The sequence below is a fragment of the Martinezella calliandrae genome (genome assembly GCF_030272695.1).
Taxonomy (GTDB): domain Bacteria; phylum Pseudomonadota; class Alphaproteobacteria; order Rhizobiales; family Rhizobiaceae; genus Rhizobium; species Rhizobium calliandrae.
In genome coordinates, this window is the sequence record NZ_JARFYN010000058.1 from 23,103 (window position 1) to 41,097 (window position 17,995).

Below are 17,995 nucleotides of genomic sequence, written 5' to 3' on the forward strand. Positions count from 1 at the left end.
ACCATCTGCTTCTCCTCCGATGGACTCCTCATAGGATTCCAGGTAAGAACCTGGGTCATGTTCAGGATGATGCGCATACAGCTCTAATATTCCAGCGGTCGTGATTGGCCGCCGTTCTGCTGTGTCTGTCGTCGATTTCTGGAGCCTGAACATGACCTTCAACGCCATCGCCTTTGCCGCCATTCCCCTCCGCCCCCACGCTTCCATGTTGGCTGTCACCTCCTTGGGCGGGGGCTTGGAAATACGCCCGACCTTACTCCGGATTGTGGAGGGGTTGAGCCATGGCGAACCCCGACGACACGCCCAAGGGCCAGCATTTTCTGCTCTCACCAGAGTGCCGAACGCTGACGGTGTTCGATCTCGCCAAGATGCGGGATACGACTGCCAACAACGGGTTTAAGCGCCTGCGCTGGCACGAGACAGAGGGCGAGCCTTACTGCCCAAAGTGCGGAACGTTGCGGTGCCACACGATGAGCCGCAACCGCTTCAAATGCACCGAGAAGACCTGCAAGGCGGTGTTCAGCGTCACCTCAGGCCCAGTGTTCCATGCACGCAAGCTGAGCTTCAAAAAGATGCTCATCGCCATCTGTTTCTCGGCGAACTCGGTGAAAGGCAAGGCGGCGCTCCAGCTCTCGCGCGAGATCGGCGTCCAATACAAGACCGCATGGGTCCTCCTGATGAAGCTGCGCGAGGCCATCGCATGGCGCAGGGAGGGGATGGTGCTCGATGGCGAGGTCGAAATTGACGGCAAGTACGCTGGCGGCCACATCCACCCAAACCGGCCCACTGAGGCCTGTAACTGGCGTCAATTCATGCTCGGCGAGTATCCCATTACGAAGCCTCGGCAGACACGAAACGGCGAGCCGGGTACCCAATGATCGCAACACCGAGAAGGCACACCATTCACGTCACCAGGGGATCGTTTCGTTCTGCCAGCGTGTGAACGTGCCCGTCGGGCTGTCCGGCCCCAGAAGCGCGACCCGCACCGCCTCACGAGCGCCCTGTTCGACAGTCTCCGTGCCCGCATATGCATTGAGATTTGTCTTAGTGAAGCCTGGGGAGACGGCGTGGACTTTGATCCCCTCCGGCTCCAACTCGATCGCCATCGCGAGCGTCAGCGCGTTGAGCGCCGTCTTGGACGCCGGGTAGACAGGGCCGAAGATTGAACGGTGGGGGAAGGCCGGATCCGCGTTCCTCGCCAGCGAGCCGGCGCCGCTCGACACGTTGACGATGCGCGCGTCCGGCGTCGTGCGCAGGAGCGGCAGCATTGCCTGATAGACGGCGAGCACGCCAAACACATTCGTGTCCCAAACCGCGCGCATTTCGTCGAGCGACACGTTGCTCGGGCGCGTTGTCGCTGCGTACTCCTCGACGGACTGACCGGGCCGCTTCGTCGTATTCGAGATGGCAGCGTTCTGGATAAGCACGTCGAGGCGGCCAAACTCCTTGCGAACGCGCTCCGCGGCCGCAGCGACCGAAGCCCGATCCGTCACGTCGAGTTGGAGGGCGTGGGCATTCGGCCCAACCTCGTTGGCCGCGGCTCCGCCGCGCTCAAGGTTGCGCGACCCGACCAGCACGGTGAAGCCATGTGCGACCAGGTCCTTTGCGATCTGGAGGCCTATGCCTTGATTGGCCCCCGTAACTAACGCGACGCGCTTGTCCTGCATGGCAATCTCCTGCTCGTGTTGAATTCTGGCTCGACGGGTCAGGCCGCCTCGGCCGCCCACGCTTCGGCGTCGGCGCCGGCCGGGATGCGCATCGGCGATGACGGATCGGTCGCCGCGCGCCACACAGCTTCGGCGACGTCCTGCAAGCGGGTGATCGGGGCGGACGCATCGAGCAACGGCGCGAAGGTCTTCTTGACGAGATCGGCATACGCCTCGTGATCAAGGCCAACCCTATGCGCGTTCTGCCTGAAGCGGGTGTCGGGGGAACTGCCCGGCAGCACCAGGCGTGCCCGCACGCCGAATGCCTCGAGTTCCAGCGCCAGCGACTCGGTGAACGCATTCACCGCGGCCTTGCTCGCGCGGTAGGCGGCGTTGAGGGGCATTGGCTTCAGCGTCAAACTCGACGTGACGTTCACGACAACTCCAGTCCGGCGTTCGCGAAACTGCGGCAACACCGCCTGCGTCACGGCGATCGTGCCGATGGTATTGGTCTCGAACATCTCGCGCACTGTCGCCATGGGCACGAATTCGACCGGGGACGCCGCGCCGTAGCCCGCGTTGTTGACGAGGACGTCGATCGGCCCGGCAGCCTCGATCGCGTGGCGAATGCTCTGCGGATCAGTGACGTCGAGCGCCAGCAAACGCAGGCGATCTGATGGCGGCAGCACGTCGGCTTGCGGCGTGCGCATCGTGGCGACGACCTTCCAATCGCGAGCCAGAAAGTGGCGGGCAATTTCAAGGCCGAATCCCGACGAGCAACCTGTGATCAGGATGGTTTTCATGGGAGCTCCCCGTGCGGTGGCTGGGATGTGCCAAGACGATAGACCTCCGAACCTGCACTTGCTACAATCGATCATCCGAATTTCATTTGTAGGAGTCCGGAATTGATCGATCCGTTGGCGGAAGTCGTGACGCTGCTCGAGCCGCGCGCTCGGTTCTCTAAGCTTGTCCTCGGCGCCAGTCCCTGGCGCATCAGCCGTTCGGACGCCGGCGAGCCGTTCTATTGCGTGGTTCTGGAGGGTGGGTGCCGCCTTGCAATCGACGGACATGAGCCCATCGACCTCCAGTCGGGTGACTTCGTCCTCATTCCCGCCGCCTACGGTGTCGCGATGTCCAGTCTCGAACCACCACCGCCAGGCGTTGAAACGCTGACGCCCATCACGATGGGCAACAACGAATTCAGGATCGGCGCCGCCGACAACCCCATCGATGCGCGGCTGATGGCGGGCCATTGCAGCTTCGGTTCGCCAGATGCGGCCCTGCTGATCTCATTGCTGCCGAAACTCGTCCATGTCCGCGGTGAACAGCGGCTCGCAACGCTCGTACAGCTCGTGCGCGACGAAACGCGCGAGCAGCGGCCCGCACGCGAGGTCATCCTCACCCGCCTGCTGGAGGTGCTGCTCATCGAGGCGCTACGATCGGCGACAGGAACCAATGCGTCCCCAGGCCTGGTGCGGGGGCTCTCGGATAGCCGCCTCGCGGCGGCGCTTCGCGGCATGCACGAACATCCAACGCGCGCGTGGACTGCCGCGGAGCTGGCGAAGGAGGCGGCGCTCTCGCGCTCAACCTTTTTCGAGCGCTTCAACCGCGTAGTCGGCGTCGCGCCGATGGAATATCTGCTCACCTGGCGCATGGCGATCGCGAAGGATCTGCTGCGCCGTAAGGAGAGCCGTGTCGCCGAGATCGCGCAACGCGTCGGTTATAGCTCCGCCAGCACCTTTAGCGTCGCCTTCACGCGGCATGTCGGCCGGCCGCCGACACAATATGCGCGCGACGAGCAGTCGGCCCTGAACGGCGCGTGAGTCAACCCTCTTGGCCTTGCGAGATGTGCGCGAGATGTGCGCACCGCGCGGACAGGGGAGAGCGAGTAGGCAATGGTTTGTCTCAAACCCGCCGCGGGCTTGCCAGCCTGCAACGGCATGATGCCGGCATTGGCGAACAAGCCGGTGATCGGAACACCGAGCGCGATGATCCGGGCCGCAGCGCGCTGGAGGCCGGCCTGATCGGAGAGATCACAGATCACGATCGAGGCTCTGCCGCCCTAGCCGCCGACTCACCGAACAGAACTTGACGCATACCGAAGGCTCGCCCGAGGGCGCTCCGTTCGCGGCGGTGAACCTCTAGACGTTCGTGGCCTTGAACCGAAATAGCGCGTCCGACTGGATTCCAACCGGTATAGCGCGCCTGTTCCTGCGAGACACACCTCGCGCCCCACAACGATCGCGCAATCGGATCACCGTTCCGATGAAGGGAGGCTCTATGTCGGACAACAAGTTTCTCACCGTCGACGAAGTCGCCGAGCGTTATCGCGGCAGCGTATCCGTCGGAATGCTTCGAAACTGGCGCGCTGTGAAGATCGGGCCTTCCTTCGTAAAGATCGGCAAAGCTGTCCTTTACCCACTCGACGAGCTTGAAGCCTGGGACAAGGCGAATAGAGTGACCTGCAGTGCGTCAAAGAGACTCATCGCGAGTGCCTATGATTGAACGTGACGATCACGTTCAGGCACTGGATACATACCCCCGTTACCGGCACCAGTATTCTATCGCCGAAAAAACCATTAAGTTTCATATCGTTATGCGGCCAGATTGTGTGTTCCACAACCACCCCACTACCACCTCCAACGTCACGCTGGATCACGCTCAATACCGCTGAATCATCAAGCAAATAGCCGCTTTTGGCGCATTGCGTACAGGGGGTGGTTATGGCAAATTGGGGGCGGTTAGAGGGATTGAAAACGGCTTTCCGATCCCAGCAAACGATCCCCGTTTCTCCTCGACCGATCCCTGTGGGGAGTAGGAGGAACGCCATGCCAAGCCTGACCGACACCACAATCCGACACGCACTGAAGCGCGTCGAACTGAGCCAGAAGCAGGAGAATCTCGCCGACGGCGAAGGACGCGGCACTGGCCGTCTGGTGCTCGTGCTCAAGCCTATGCCGAAGCGCGTTACGGCCGATTGGATGGCGCAGCAATGGCGAGACGGGAAACGCTCGAAGAAGAAGCTCGGTTCGTATCCCTCAATGTCACTCGCTCAAGCGCGTGAAATTTTCAAACGCGACTTCGCCGACGTAATCCAGAAAGGTCGCAGCATCAAGATCGCGACCGACACTCGCCCGGGAACCGTCGCCGATCTATTCGAGGGCTACGTCGCGGCGCTGAAGACCGCCGGCAAACCCTCTTGGAAGGAAACGGAGAAAGGCCTCAACAAGATTGCCGATACGCTTGGGCGCAATCGCCTCGCCCGCGAGATTGAGGCCGAAGAGATCGTGGAGCTGATCCGACCGATCTATGAGCGCGGCGCCCGATCGATGGCTGATCATGTGCGGTCCTATATCCACGCAGCCTTTAGCTGGGGGATGAAGTCGGACAACGACTATCGGAACACATCTCCTCGGCGCTTCCGGATTCCCTTCAACCCGGCCTCGGACATCCCGACCGAGCCGAAGGTCCAAGGCACACGCTGGCTCAGCGAGGACGAGTTCGTCCAGCTCTATCGCTGGCTCGATTGCCCCGACACTCCTGTCCACCCTTCATATCCGCGCGCCGTGCAGCTCATCATGCTCACCGGCCAGCGCGTCGAGGAGATCGCGCGGCTGCATGTCGATCAGTGGGACGCCGCCGAGCGGATCATCGACTGGTCGAAGACGAAGAATCTTCAGCCGCACGCCGTCCCGGTCCCGTCGCTCGCAGCCGAGCTCATCGAGTCGATCAAGCCTAACGAATTCGGCTGGTACTTTCCTTCGGCGAAAGATCCGTCGAAGCCGGTCAGCCACGGTACGCTCTACAGCTTCGTCTGGCGGCAGCGTGACCGCGGCGTCATCCCCTACGCCACCAACCGCGACCTGCGGCGGACGTTCAAGACGCTCGCCGGCAAGGCTGGCGTGTCGAAAGAGATTCGAGACCGCCTCCAGAACCACGCGCTGCAAGACGTCAGTTCCAAGAACTACGATCGCTGGAACTACATGCCCGAGAAACGCACCGGCATGGCTCGCTGGGACAAGTTCGTTCGCGCGCTTCTGAAAAAGAAGAAGACCGGCGCCAGCACGATGAAAGAAGCGGCATGAGGCTGGCGCGCATCTTCGCCGCCGCCGTCGCGCTCGGAGCCGTGGGCTATGCAGCCAAGGCACAGGCCGATCCATGCGAGGGGCAGCTACCGACGCAACCCGGCGTTCGCTTTGCCGGGATTGTTCGATACGTGGGCGACGGCGACAGCCTTTGTATAGGGAGGACCACCGATCCGAAAGAATGGATCGAAGTGCGCCTCTCCGATTTCAACGCGACGGAACTCCACGACGCCGGAGGATCGGCGGCAAAAGCGGCGCTCGAGCGGTTGGCTCTTCGCCACGAGGCGGTCTGCACGAGCCAACGCGGCCACAGCGGTCGCGTCATCTCCTTCGACCGTGTGATTGCTCGTTGCGAAATCCGATCAAGGAGTATCGGCGACCTCCTTCGCGCCGCCGGTCTCGCTGAGGGTGGCAACTGATGCCGGCCTCATCACCCTTGACCCAGCATAGCTTGGAAGCTATATGAATTGGGACGTCAGACTTCACCACGCCTTCGAGGCGGAGTTTCTGGCTTTCGAGCGCGGCGTTCAGACCGAACTTCTGGCCGTCGCGAAGCTGCTCGCCGAATTCGGCCCGCAGCTCGGTCGCCCCTATGTCGACACGCTCAAAGGCTCGAAACACACCAACATGAAGGAAATGCGTTTCTCTGCCGCGGACGGGGAATGGCGTGCAGCCTTCGCGTTCGATCCTGAGAGGAACGCCATCGTTCTGGTCGCGGGCGACAAGTCGGGCGGTAGCCAGAAGCGCTTTTACAAGCAGCTTATTGCCAAGGCGGACAGCCGGTTTTCCGACCATCTGGAAAACCTGAAATCCGTAAAGAAGGGATGATCCTATGGGACGGAGCATCGATCAGGTCATAGCTTCCCTGCCCCGCGACCAGCAGGAGCAGATCGAAGCGCGTTATGACGAACTCCGACAAGAGGTCGAAGGGCTGCGCGAGCTTCGCCAGATCGCCGGCAAGGCCCAGGAAGATGTCGCGGCCGCCCTGAACATCAAGCAACCGTCAGTTTCCAAGATCGAGAACCAGGCGGACATGTATCTCTCGACTCTCCGCGGCTATGTCGAAGCGATCGGTGGCAAACTCGAACTGACGGTGAAGCTGCCGGCCCGGCCGCCCGTGAGGATCGAACATCTCGGCGACTTAACTCAGCCGGCGGCGAAGCCGCCAGGTCGGCGAGCTGGTTCTCGGCGGAGGCTTGCTTGACGCCCGAGACAATCACTCGACTGCTAGCCGCTATGAATGCCGGCCGCCTTCTGGTGGTCTGCGGCGCCGGACTCTCGATGGCGCCGCCCAGCAGCCTGCCGTCGGCCCGTACAGTCGCCGAGCGGTGCTTCGACAAATGCCGTCTCGAATCTGACCCGAACTGCGATCTCGGTCTTCGGGACAATCTGGAGGCACTCGCAGAGCACTTTGCAGGCCTCAACACCCTGCAATCGGTCTTTATCGAACATCTCGTGCCCTGGCCCGCTTTTGTGCGGCCTTCGAATACAGGGCATGCCGCGATCGCGGATTTTCTCATCACCCGCGCCGCCGTTGCCGGCATATCGAGCAACTACGACACGCTGATCGAGCGACGCGCTTGGGACTACGGCGCGGATTTCCGCGGCTCGCTCGACGGAGACGAAGCCACCGCCGATTCCGTCCGTCAGGCACCATTGTTGAAATTCCATGGCTGCTCCCACCGTGATCGGCAAGCCACGGTCTGGGCGCCTTCGCAGCTCGACGATCCGACCATCTCGGGGCGCATTGCGCGAAGCAAAGTTTGGATGGCTGCCAACCTTCGGCAGAAGGATCTGCTCGTCGTCGGCTTCTGGTCGGACTGGGAATACCTCAACGCCGTGATCGGCGAAGCGCTGATCGACGTACAGCCGCTGTCCGTGACCGTCATCGACCTCTCGCCGACAAACGCGCTCGAACAGAAGGCCCCGCAACTCTGGGAGATCGCGCACGCACAAAACGTGACGTTCGAACACGTGCAAGAGTCAGGAGCTGCGGCGCTCGACGAGCTTCGCCGAGCCTTCTCATCGAACTACCTGCGTCAGGTCCTGGACGCCGGACGAGCCGCCTTCGAGCAAGCTACCGGAGCCCACTGTGACCCGGCTTGGCTAGACGTCGGAAATTTCGACAGCGAGGCCCTTTATGGTCTGAGGCGGGATGCCGAAGGCGTCTCTGCGGCGGAGCCGGCCAAGCTGCTGCGCCCGGCAAATCCGGAAGCTCTCGGCTTCTTCCACTTGCTGCTCCGTAAAGCGGGCGCCGTTCAACGCGCCGATGGTTATGATCTGAACGGCCGGACCGTCCGAGTCCTCAACGGGGCGCAATCCATCCTTGGGACGCTACGCGGGAAGTTCGTCGAACCGCCTGCCGCGATGCAGTCCGATATTGTTGTCGCGGTAGGCGCGACCGACCTGGGCGTGCCGGACAATGTCGTGCGCAGCGGGCGCGCCGGTGACGTCATTCGTCCGGACCCAGCGGGTGAATGGTACGACCTTCCTGGGGCAAGAGCTGCGTTGGGCATCTGATGGACATCTTCACGCAAGCCGAAATCCTCCTTCGCGACGCGCAGTATGAAACCTGGACGTGGACCGGCTCGGCTGGACCGGTGACTTGTTTCGAAAACGCGGCGCTGATGGGATTCGTCCACGTCTTCGACAGCGCAGATGCTCTCCTCGGCGCTTGGAAGGAGAACCAGCAAGCCGCGCTCGCTCGGCATGCCGCGTCGTTGCGCGGCGCCGGAGCGAAGGCATGGAACGTCTATTCGGTCTTTCTGACCCCCGATCAGGACGCGCGCCGGGGGCGCGAGATCGAGCGCATCGAAGAGGATTTCTCTTTGACTCGAAAGATCGCGAAGGCGTCCATCACCACGCCTGATGACGTTGAGAAGGCGCTGCTATCGCTGCTGTCGATACGCTCCAAGCCGCTGCTCGGCGCGTCCAACTTCGAAACGAGACTGCGCACCAGGCTGAAGGACATTCCTCCGGATGCCGTTACCGCGTTTCTCGGCGAGACCACACCGGCCGAGATCGCTCGCATCTTGGGGGCGACGTCATGAGGCTCGATTTCATCGAAGTATGCGGCTTTCGTGGCTTCAGAGATCTCGTCCGGATTAATTTCGGGCGGGGCTTCACCGTCATCACCGGTCGCAACGGCGTGGGCAAGAGCACGCTGTGCGATGCGGTCGAGTTCGCGATCACAGGCTCCATCGACAAGTACGCCGTCGAAAAGGCAGCGAAGGAGAGCCTCAGCGATTACCTTTGGTGGCGCGGCGAAGGTGTTCCCAAAGCCCACTACGTGACAGCCTCTTTCGTCGACGACAGCGGGAACCCATTCACCATCACGCGGACGCGGGAACGCGGCTCCGATCGCTCACCGGAGGAAATCCACGCCGCGCTTTGCCGTGGACCTGCGCCAGACGACGCACTTCGGCAGCTCACGCGGACGTCGATCATCCGCGACGAATGGATCGCCGCGCTCAGCCTGGATCTTAGCGAAACGGAGCGATTCGATCTCGTGCGCTCGGCGCTCGGTGCATTGGAAGGCTCGGAAGCCGGTAGCAGAGCCAAGGAGGTCGTGACTGCCGCCGAAGCCGCGCACACTAAAGATGAGGCCGCCTATGAGGCTGCCCGCACGCGACTGGCGGACAGACTGACGCAGCAGTCCGAGACACAAGCCGCGCTCAGCCGATCAGGGGACGTGTCCGGCGCGCTTCAGGTGATCGCCGCCGCGGCGCCGGATGCGCCCACCGAGCTGACGGCACGTCTGACTGCAGGTCGAGGCGCGCTCGCAACCGGACGAGCCAGATTGGGTCGGATGAGCGAAGCGCTTCAACTCGGTCGAGAGGTCGCGGCAGCGCAGGCGCTCTACAACGCTCCACAGGCTGTGGCGAACCGCGAGGCCGCATCGGCAGCGCACGGGGCAGCGCAGCGAGAGCATGAGGCCGCACAGCAAGCCCTCTCGGAAGCCCAACAACGCCTCTCGCGGGAAGAAGAGATGGACGCGATGGCGGCGTCGCTGAGCCTCCTCGTCGAACACGGCGAGCGCCTCGGGCTACACGACGATCATTGCCCGCTATGTGCAGCCCATCGGACATCGGACGAGTTCGCCGCCGGTCTGGCCGCCGCGCGTCGACGGATTGCATCACTGGCGTCGGGCGTTCAGGCCGCTCGCGATGCTCTCACCTCCGCGAAACAGAACGCGCGACAACCCAGCCTCACGTTGCAGACAGCCACCGCCGCGGTTCAAGCCCATGCGGACGAGCTGCGGCGTCTGCGTGACCAGGAAGCGGCGCATGTGGATTTCTACGATCAGTGGGGGCTCGATCACCGCTTCATCCAGGATCCTGACGGCCTGGAGCAGGCCATTTCTCCGGAACGCGACCGGTTGATCGACCTCGAGCGCGCGCTACTCGTGCTGGAGGCCTCGCAAGCGGTCTCGCGAATGGCGTCGATCGAAAGCAACATCTCGGCGGTAAGAGCTGAAATCGAGAAGCTGGCACAGGCGGTCAACCAGTCACAAAATGCCGTCACAGCGGCCCGCGAAATCGAACGCTCTGTCAGACGTGTGAGCGCGGAAATCATCGATGAGCGCCTCGCGCAGATCAGTCCTCTGCTCAACGAGCTCTATCAGCGCCTGCGACCGCACGCTGACTGGCGGACAATCGACTATAGCATCCGCGGTGACGTGCGGCGTTTCCTAAGCCTTAAGGTAGGCGACGGGCTGAACCCGCAATTCGTCTTTAGCAGCGGTCAGCGTCGCGCCGCCGGTCTCGCCTTCCTTCTCTCGGTCCATCTTGCGCGGGCGTGGACACCGCTCAAGTCCCTTCTACTCGACGACCCGGTTCAGCACATCGACGATTTTAGGGCTCTTCACCTGGTCGAAGTGCTCGCCGCTCTGCGCTTGGATGGGCGCCAGATAATCTGCGCCGTCGAAGACCCCGCGTTAGCCGATCTCTTGTGCCGGCGCTTGGTGAGCACTTCGACGGAGGGAGGCCGGCGTCTCGACATCGACCTTGGGCCGCTCGGCGCCACAAGCGTGGTCATCGACCAAGAAATCAATCCGATGCCTATCGGCGTTTTGCGTGGTGTCGCCACCGCATGACGGCAGAGAGCGCGCAAATCGAGCTTCCGGCACCGCGCGAACGTCGAGCGCACGGCCCCTGGAGCGATCTGGCGCTCCACACCATTGGCTGGCGTGCGTTTCAGGATCTTTGTTCGCAGGTGTGCGAAGTCGTGCTCGGCCGACCCGTAGAGATCTTCCGTGAAGCACAGGACGGCGGCCAGGACGCGGTCTTCCTGATCCCCTCGGGAACAGACGCACCGCCCATCGGCACGGTCCAGTGCAAGCACACCTCCGATGCCATGAGGGCCTTGAAGCTCAGCGATCTCACCGCCGAGCTTGAGAATGTCGAGGAACTGGTCAAAGCCGGTCAGGCGGACACCTATGCCTTCATGACGAACATGAGCGTAGATGCGCCTGTCGCGGCGGCGATGCGCGCCAGGCTCCGAGCGCTCGGCGTACGTAAGCCGCACATCCTTGGTCGCCAGTATATCGTCCGGGTCATCAGAACCAGCGCGCGGCTGCGTGCCCTCGTCCCGCAGGTTTACGGCTTGGGGGATCTCACCTCGATCGTGGACGAGCGGCTAAGCGAGCAAAGCCGAGCGCTGCTTGACAGTTGGATTCCAAAGCTCCGCACCTATGTGCCCACAAGAGCCCATCGCGACGCCGTCAACGCCATTTCCAACCACGGCGTAGTGCTCCTGTTGGGGAATCCCTCAAGCGGCAAATCAGCGATCGGCGCGATCGTCTCGACGATCGCTTCGGAAAACCCGGATAACACCGTTCTCGCTCTGACCAGTCCCCGCGATTTCGAGGCTGGATGGAATCCGAACGATCCAGGCCGCTTCTTTTGGATCGATGACGCCTTCGGCTCGAATGTGCTACGCGACGACTATGTGCAGGACTGGGCGTCGGCCTTCTCGAAGCTGCGCGCCGCGATCAAGCACGGCAACCGCTTCCTCCTGACCTCCCGCAAGCATATCTATGAAGCGGCGCGGCGTCGGCTCGGACAGCGCAACCTTGCCCAATTCGCTGATGGCAGCGCCGTCGTCGATGTCGGCGAACTGACATTCGAAGAGAAGGCGCAGATCCTCTATAACCATGTGAATTTCGGCGAGCAAAGTCAGAGCTGGCGATCGAGCGTCAAGCCACACCTGCCCGCAGTCGCCGCCGTACACGACTTTCTTCCTGGGATTGCCGAACGTCTTGGCGACCCGAACTTCACCAAGGGGCTCGCGCCCCGCGAAAGCTCCCTCGTTCGCTTCATGGAAGAACCGACAGAGCATTTGATCGATACGGTCAATGCCCTGGATGATCAGCTTCAAGCCGCGCTCATCTTGGTTTACGTCCATCAAGCCGGCTTCGATCCCAGCGAGCACGATGTGTTGGCCGCCCAGGCGGTCGCGGAGCTGACGGGGTACAGCCTCGCTAAGATCCAGGATTGTTTCGCCGAGCTGAAGGGCTCGTTCCTGAAACTTTCCGGATCAAAATGGACCTTCGCCCATCCGACGATATCCGACGCGCTGACGGAGATCCTGCGTCAGAAGCCGCATATGATGGCGGCGCTCATACGGGGCGCGACGATCGACACCATTCTCAACAGTTTCACGTGCGAGGGCTCGCCTCTCATTCGAGACGCACTTGTCATCCCGGCGACGCTCGACGATGCTCTGGTCGGCCGGCTCGGCCACACCCCCGATGAATGGCACCGCAATTGGATGCTATTCCACTTCCTGTCTTATCGGGCGAGCGGACCCGTATTCGCCAAAGCGGTCCAACAATTCCCAGATTTACTTCGACGGTCCTGCTGGCGAACCGACCTCGCTGGCAACAATCCCCAGATCGCGGCCTACGCCCGAGCCCATCACCTCGGCGTCTTGCCGGACGATCTGCGCTGGGAGGCGGCCGACACCCTGGAATTCGCCGTCGTCACGAACCTAGATCCTTCCGTCTTCGATGAACCAGACATGCTAGCGCTCATACCTCCGATGAAATTGGTCGGCATGGGGTTGGCACTGCGAACAACTGTGCTGCCTTCGCTTGAGGAGCGGATCGACGAGATCGTCGCCGACGCTGACTTGGACGAGGAGCCTGACAGCCACTTCAAGAAGCTTCTTGGCGTGCTCGATCGCATTGAGGCGATCGGTGTCGACGCGGACGCCACAGCCCTAATCGACGATGCGCGCAATCAGGTTGCGCGGTCGATCAAGGGACTGGAAGAGCGCAAGCGCAAGCAGGAGGAAGGCTCAGAAGACGAATCGGATTGGACGCACATCGTGACGCAAAAGAAGGAGGAAGCTCCGGCTCCCACTCCAGTCGCCACGAAGCGCTCGGTGTTCGACGATGTCGACAAATAGTCAGGAGATACCGAGCGGTTGTCCGAAAGCGGCTAGGTGATCGCATCGCCGCCTCGTGACGGCGGGCTACTGAGGTACGTCGACGCTAAAGGGTTGCCAACGCGGGACATCCAAATTCCTGACTTCACCTCGACAAGATCAAGGTCAAGAGCCGAAATTACCGTTGACGAGCCCAGCACGCCCCGGAGAAAGCGATGTCCCCTCTTGCCAGGACGCAAGGCAAACAGGCTTGATAGTGGAAGGCGTCGCCGGTTGCATCGATCGGCCCGCCTCAAGTAGATAAAAGTAAAGTGGCCCGCATACGGGCGGGAGGACTCATGGCGGGCGAAGAACACGTCTCCGTTGCAGTAAGAGATGACTTTCTGGCGCGCCAAACAAAGGCCAAGCCAATACCTGCGCTCGCCGAGCTGCTGTGGAACAGTCTCGACGGAGAGGCCAGCGACGTCTCGGTGGAGTTCGTACACAACGATCTGGCGGGCGGCATGTCCAAGATCGTGGTCTACGACAATGGCGACGGGTTCTCCCGCATCGATGCACGGGCGCTGTTTGGCAATCTCGGTGGCTCGTGGAAGCGCCATACGCGTCAGACGAAGCGCACTCACCGCATGATCCATGGCCAGGAGGGTCGCGGTCGTTACAAGGCATTCGCCCTCGGTCAATCGGCCACCTGGAAAGTGTGTTACGACGGCGCAGACGGGCGCAAAGCGTTTGACGTCAGACTCCTGGAATCTGACCTCACGGACGTCACAATCACGGAGGAGATCCCTGCCCCTGACCGAGGAACAGGCGTGATCGTTGAAATCGACGATCTCCGACGCGATTTCAGGGTCTTCGAGAGCGAGGAAGGTCTTCAGGATCTGAATGAGATTTTCGCTCTCTACCTCATGAACTATCGCGGCGTGTCAGTAGCGATCGCCGGCCAAAGGCTCGATCCCGAGAAGGCGATAGCGAGCCATCACAAAGCTCCTCTTCCGCCGATTGTCGCTGCGGACGGCAGCCAACATAGCGTGGAGTTGGAGGTCATCGAATGGCGAACGGATGCGCGCCGCGTGCTCTATCTCTGCTCCGCGAACGGATTTCCGTTTGATCAGGTCGAGACCCGTTTTCACATCCCCGGCTTCTCGTTTTCGGCGTACCTGAAATCCAGCTACGTCGAGGAGCTTCACAACGAGGAGCGGGTCGCGCTCTCGGAAATGGATCCGCTTCTGACCACTGCGGTCGAACATGCCCGATCCGCGATCAAGGACTATTTTCGAGAGAAAGCAGCGGAAAAGGCCCGCTCGCTCGTCGACGAATGGATCGCCGAGGATGTGTATCCATATCGGGGCGATCCGCAAAACGCCGTCGAAAAGGTAGAACGTCAGGTCTTCGATATCGTCGCGGTTCAAGTTCAGGAGCTGGCGCCGGACCTCGGGCTTAGCTCGGCAAAGGCAAAAGCCCTGCATCTTCGCATGCTTCGCAACGCCATTGAGCGCGGACCGGAGGAGTTGCAACTGATCTTGAAGGAAGTTCTGGACCTGCCAGCCCGCAAGCAGAAAGAGCTTGCCACGCTCCTGCAGGAGACAACGCTTTCCGCAATCATCACGGCCGCCAAGACCGTTGCCGACCGGCTAAAATTCATCGCTGCCCTTGAATCGATCGTCTTTGATCCCGAAACCAAGGGCCGGCTCAAGGAGCGAACCCAGCTCCACAAGATCCTCGCCGAAAACACCTGGATTTTCGGCGAAGAGTATAACCTGTGGGTCAGCGACAAGGATCTTCGCCGCGTCCTCGAAAAGCACCGAGATCACCTCGATCCTGACATCTCGATTGACGAGCCCGTGAAGGTGATCGGCAAGACGCGCGGCATCATCGATCTAATGTTCTCCCGATCCACCCGCCGACACCGAGCCAACGACATCGAACACATGATCGTCGAGCTTAAGGCCCCGAAGGTGAAGATCGGCGCCAAGGAAATCACCCAGGCGAAGCAATATGCGATCGCTGTCACATCGGATGAGCGATTTTCGACCGTCGAGGGAGTCCGCTGGCACTTCTGGCTTGTGTCCAACGCCTATGATGACTTTGCCAAACACGAAATCGATAGCGGGCCGGATCGGGAGCGGCGCCTAATCGCAAAAGGACCTCGACATATCGTCGGCATCAAGACGTGGGGCGAACTCATAGAGGACAACCGCGCCCGCCTTCAGTTTTTTCAGGAGCATCTGCAGCATTCCGCCGATGAGAGCACCGCGATTAAGTATCTCCAGGAAAAGCACAGCCAATACCTTGAGGGTGTCGTCGTCGAGGAAGCCGGCGAAGGCCAAGACGGCGAACCGGCGGACCCTGCCCCGGAAACACCGAACAACCTGTTTAGCCGACTGGTCTAGATGTGGCCTCTCAGGGCCATCTCGAGGCTGGTCCGCTTCACGGCCGAACCCGAGGAGCCGTCCGAACAGATCGATTTGCCGGAGAGCGCTGCGCGCTCGACGCACGAACTGTTCTCCAGCCAGTGTGAGGTAGACACCGCCATGGTGTCGATGGAAGAGCGAAGCTCCCAGGTGGTCCTCAAGGTCGCGGATCCGTCGGCTAACTGCCGACTCACTGATCTCAAGGCGCAACGCTGCTTTGCGAAAGCTGCCATGCTCTGCTGCCGCTAAGAAATAGCGGAGATGACGTACGGCGATCACCTGTTGTTTCGGCACGCAATGACTTCTCGATCAAACCACGTTATCTCATGCTGCACCTGGCCAGAGCGCACTAACGCTACTGTCTTCGGCTACGGAGGGGGAGGTCAGATGTCGACGGCGAAATGCTATGTTCCTGCGCATGATGTCCGCCCCCCCCCAGCAAACGGGCGAGCGAAGATATGCTCCGCTCGCCGGACGCGGGTGCGTTTGACATCGACCCCATGGGCCTCAGGCCGCCTGGGATCGAGCGGTCTTGAGGGCGGCCGACCACCATAGCAGGTCGTTGATCATCGTCTCGGCCGCGTCATCGCTCTTGGCAAGCGCCGCCTTGACGTCGCCGCCGGTGAAATAGGCCATAAGCGTGTCGGGCGGCAAATGCACGGCGCTGCGGATCGGCGCCATCTGCAGCTCAACCGCTGTGTCGCGAAGCTGCTGAACGCTGCGCACCCCGCTGGCACCACCGTAGCTGACGAAGCCGATCGGCTTGCGGTTCCACTCCGGATACACCCAGTCGAGCGCGTTCTTGAGCACAGCGGGCGGCCCGAAATTATACTCGGCCGCAACGATTACGAAGGCGTCCGAGTTGGCGATCTCGGACGTCCAGCGCTGCACCGCTTCATCCGGGTAGGCCGGTCGGCCAGGCATCGCCGGCGGCATCATCTGATCGAAGAACGGCATCGTGAAATCACGGAGGTCGAGAAGCTTGGCCGTGACGCTCTGGCGCTTCGCCAGATGATCATGGAACCACTGCGCCGGCTGATCGCCGAACCGGCCCTCGCGCGTGCTGCTGATGATAATCGAAACCGTCGTCATGCGTTGATCCTTTTGTTGATCCGGGTTGCTTTTGAAGAAGCGAAAGAGCCTGTTGATCATCGCGGCCGTATCGCTTGGATGCGAGCTTCGCCGGCCGCGAGGGCAGCGGCCGAGGTGTGGACCGAGTAGTATCCGAGGACGAGATCGTGCCGATGGGGAACGGCTGAGCCGAGCACGAAGGTCGCGCCCTGCGGGCCGGCCTCGATTGCGATCGGTATCTCGCCGGGCTCGAATGCTGCGAGTTCGCCGGCGTCGATCACCTCGCCCGCCATGAGACTGCCATTGGCGACGCTCAGAAACGAAACGGCATGGCCTTCTGGCGGCATGAACGTCCAGTGCTCGCCGGGATCGAGCGTGACCAGAAGATAAGTCATGCCCACTGGCGACTGCGCGGGGCTCTTCGCGCCCGCATATTCGCCGACCATCACGCGGGCAGGCCCGACGCCGGGCGTGAACTGCGCCTCGATGAATTGCGACAGCGACGGCGCATTTTCGAGTTCGGGGGACAGCGCTACCCAAAGCTGGAAACCTTGAATCGAATTCGATGCTCCGGCCGTCACTTCGTCGCCGTGCCACACGCCACCGCCGGCCCGCATCCATTCGAGGCCGCCATACCGGATTGTGCCGCTTCCATCCTTGGGATCATTGAACAGCATCTCGCCTTTGGTAACGACCGTTATCGTGCCGATGCCGGAGTGAGGATGGACCGTAGCCTTGTCGATGACAGAGCTATCCGCCTCAAAGAAATCGAGGAACACAAACGGCTTGAGGAGTTCACCGAGGTCTGATGGCCCCATCAGCCGGGTTATCGCCCCCGACGGGCGGCCACGAGTCTTGGTGACGATGGTGCGCGCACGACCGCGCTCGGTCGGCAGGACGCTCGCCGCAGATGAGTGTGTGATAGTCGACATCGGCCTTCCCTCCTCGGGTCGACCTACATTGCGGCGTGGCCGTCCATCGAAGAAGCCACTTTGATCTGATCAGAAGTATCAGTATATATGATGGATGATCGAAAGCGTTTCCCTCGACCAACTGCGTATGTTCGTCGCCGCCGCCGATGCCGGCAGCTTTTCCGCGGCAGCGCGCCAGCTCAACCGGGCTCAGTCCGCCATCAGCCAGGCCATGGTGGCGCTGGAGAGCGTGTTGGACATCTCACTGTTCGATCGCTCGGAGCGTCTTCCAAAGCTGACGCCAGAGGGCGTTAAACTGCTCGGCACCGCACGCGGGATCGTGCGCGATGCCGATGCGCTCAAGGCACATGCCCGCAACATGGCTGGCGGGCTGGAGCCCGAACTCTCCATCGTTCTCGACACAATGTTTCCGCAAGGTTTACTGACCAAGGTCGCGCGGGAATGGGCGGCCGCGTTTCCCG

The 17,995-nt window shown here is 61.7% G+C and carries 18 protein-coding genes and 1 pseudogene; 13 read left to right on the forward strand and 6 right to left on the reverse strand.

Going from position 1 to position 17,995, the window contains the following annotated elements:
• Positions 1–281: 281 nt before the first annotated feature.
• Positions 282–878, forward strand: a complete 597-nt coding sequence (locus tag PY650_RS29870; RefSeq protein ID WP_285883394.1) for a transposase — start codon at positions 282–284, stop codon at positions 876–878.
• A 30-nt stretch (positions 879–908) separates the two neighbouring features.
• Here the strand turns inward: PY650_RS29870 and PY650_RS29875 are convergent, their stop codons facing one another.
• Positions 909–1,667 (reverse strand): SDR family NAD(P)-dependent oxidoreductase, encoded by a 759-nt coding sequence (locus PY650_RS29875; protein WP_285883396.1) that lies wholly within the window; start codon positions 1,665–1,667, stop codon positions 909–911.
• Between the two features lie 38 nt (positions 1,668–1,705).
• Positions 1,706–2,449: an SDR family oxidoreductase gene (locus PY650_RS29880; RefSeq protein WP_285883398.1), complete on the reverse strand. Its 744-nt coding sequence runs from the start codon at positions 2,447–2,449 to the stop codon at positions 1,706–1,708.
• 102 nt (positions 2,450–2,551) lie between these two features.
• Here PY650_RS29880 and PY650_RS29885 point away from each other — a divergent pair, with 102 nt between their 5' ends.
• The 11 genes from PY650_RS29885 to PY650_RS29935 all read left to right on the forward strand — a co-directional run bounded on the left by PY650_RS29885 (position 2,552) and on the right by PY650_RS29935 (position 15,510).
• A complete protein-coding gene (locus PY650_RS29885; RefSeq protein WP_285883400.1) occupies positions 2,552–3,469 on the forward strand; it encodes an AraC family transcriptional regulator in 918 nt (305 codons plus the stop codon).
• Positions 3,470–3,926: 457 nt separating this feature from the next.
• Positions 3,927–4,151 (forward strand): helix-turn-helix transcriptional regulator, encoded by a 225-nt coding sequence (locus tag PY650_RS29890; RefSeq protein WP_285883401.1) that lies wholly within the window; start codon positions 3,927–3,929, stop codon positions 4,149–4,151.
• A gap of 323 nt (positions 4,152–4,474) precedes the next feature.
• Positions 4,475–5,731: a tyrosine-type recombinase/integrase gene (locus PY650_RS29895; protein ID WP_285883403.1), complete on the forward strand. Its 1,257-nt coding sequence runs from the start codon at positions 4,475–4,477 to the stop codon at positions 5,729–5,731.
• Positions 5,728–6,150 (forward strand): nuclease, encoded by a 423-nt coding sequence (locus PY650_RS29900; RefSeq protein ID WP_285883405.1) that lies wholly within the window; start codon positions 5,728–5,730, stop codon positions 6,148–6,150. The genes PY650_RS29895 and PY650_RS29900 overlap by 4 nt, the downstream gene beginning before the upstream one ends.
• Positions 6,151–6,193: 43 nt before the next feature.
• Entirely contained in the window at positions 6,194–6,559 is a 366-nt protein-coding gene (locus PY650_RS29905; RefSeq protein WP_285883407.1) for a type II toxin-antitoxin system RelE/ParE family toxin, read from the forward strand.
• A gap of 4 nt (positions 6,560–6,563) precedes the next feature.
• Positions 6,564–6,935 carry an XRE family transcriptional regulator gene (locus PY650_RS29910; protein ID WP_118137698.1) on the forward strand — a complete coding sequence of 124 codons (372 nt, stop codon included), beginning with the start codon at positions 6,564–6,566 and terminating at the stop codon, positions 6,933–6,935.
• Positions 6,932–8,251, forward strand: a complete 1,320-nt coding sequence (locus tag PY650_RS29915; RefSeq protein WP_285883410.1) for an SIR2 family protein — start codon at positions 6,932–6,934, stop codon at positions 8,249–8,251. Before PY650_RS29910 ends, PY650_RS29915 begins: the two co-directional genes overlap by 4 nt.
• The gene (locus PY650_RS29920) at positions 8,251–8,781 is read left to right on the forward strand and encodes a hypothetical protein (protein ID WP_285883412.1); all 531 of its coding nucleotides are present in this window, start codon (positions 8,251–8,253) and stop codon (positions 8,779–8,781) included. The genes PY650_RS29915 and PY650_RS29920 overlap by 1 nt, the downstream gene beginning before the upstream one ends.
• Positions 8,778–10,826, forward strand: a complete 2,049-nt coding sequence (locus PY650_RS29925; protein ID WP_285883414.1) for an ATP-binding protein — start codon at positions 8,778–8,780, stop codon at positions 10,824–10,826. Before PY650_RS29920 ends, PY650_RS29925 begins: the two co-directional genes overlap by 4 nt.
• Positions 10,823–13,141, forward strand: a complete 2,319-nt coding sequence (locus tag PY650_RS29930; RefSeq protein WP_285883416.1) for an nSTAND3 domain-containing NTPase — start codon at positions 10,823–10,825, stop codon at positions 13,139–13,141. Before PY650_RS29925 ends, PY650_RS29930 begins: the two co-directional genes overlap by 4 nt.
• A 317-nt stretch (positions 13,142–13,458) precedes the next feature.
• The gene (locus PY650_RS29935; protein WP_285883418.1) at positions 13,459–15,510 is read left to right on the forward strand and encodes an ATP-binding protein; all 2,052 of its coding nucleotides are present in this window, start codon (positions 13,459–13,461) and stop codon (positions 15,508–15,510) included.
• On the opposite strand, the gene PY650_RS37215 is transcribed toward PY650_RS29935, so the two are convergent.
• The 4 genes and pseudogenes from PY650_RS37215 to PY650_RS29950 all read right to left on the reverse strand — a co-directional run bounded on the left by PY650_RS37215 (position 15,507) and on the right by PY650_RS29950 (position 17,534).
• On the reverse strand, positions 15,507–15,692 hold the full coding sequence (locus PY650_RS37215; RefSeq protein WP_349644527.1) for a hypothetical protein: 186 nt from the start codon (positions 15,690–15,692) through the stop codon (positions 15,507–15,509). The two genes, PY650_RS29935 and PY650_RS37215, sit on opposite strands and share 4 nt — an antisense overlap.
• Positions 15,682–15,825: pseudogene (locus PY650_RS37220) on the reverse strand (helix-turn-helix domain-containing protein); the annotation flags it as partial. The gene PY650_RS37215 and the pseudogene PY650_RS37220, both read right to left, overlap by 11 nt.
• Before the next feature lie 213 nt (positions 15,826–16,038).
• On the reverse strand, positions 16,039–16,623 hold the full coding sequence (locus PY650_RS29945; RefSeq protein ID WP_285883420.1) for an NADPH-dependent FMN reductase: 585 nt from the start codon (positions 16,621–16,623) through the stop codon (positions 16,039–16,041).
• Positions 16,624–16,679: 56 nt separating this feature from the next.
• Complete coding sequence (locus PY650_RS29950) at positions 16,680–17,534, reverse strand: pirin family protein (protein ID WP_285883422.1); 855 nt, start codon at positions 17,532–17,534, stop codon at positions 16,680–16,682.
• A 94-nt stretch (positions 17,535–17,628) separates the two neighbouring features.
• Between PY650_RS29950 and PY650_RS29955 the strand changes: the two genes are divergently transcribed.
• Positions 17,629–17,995 (forward strand): LysR family transcriptional regulator (locus tag PY650_RS29955; protein WP_285883424.1); only part of this gene is annotated, 367 nt, incomplete at its 3' end.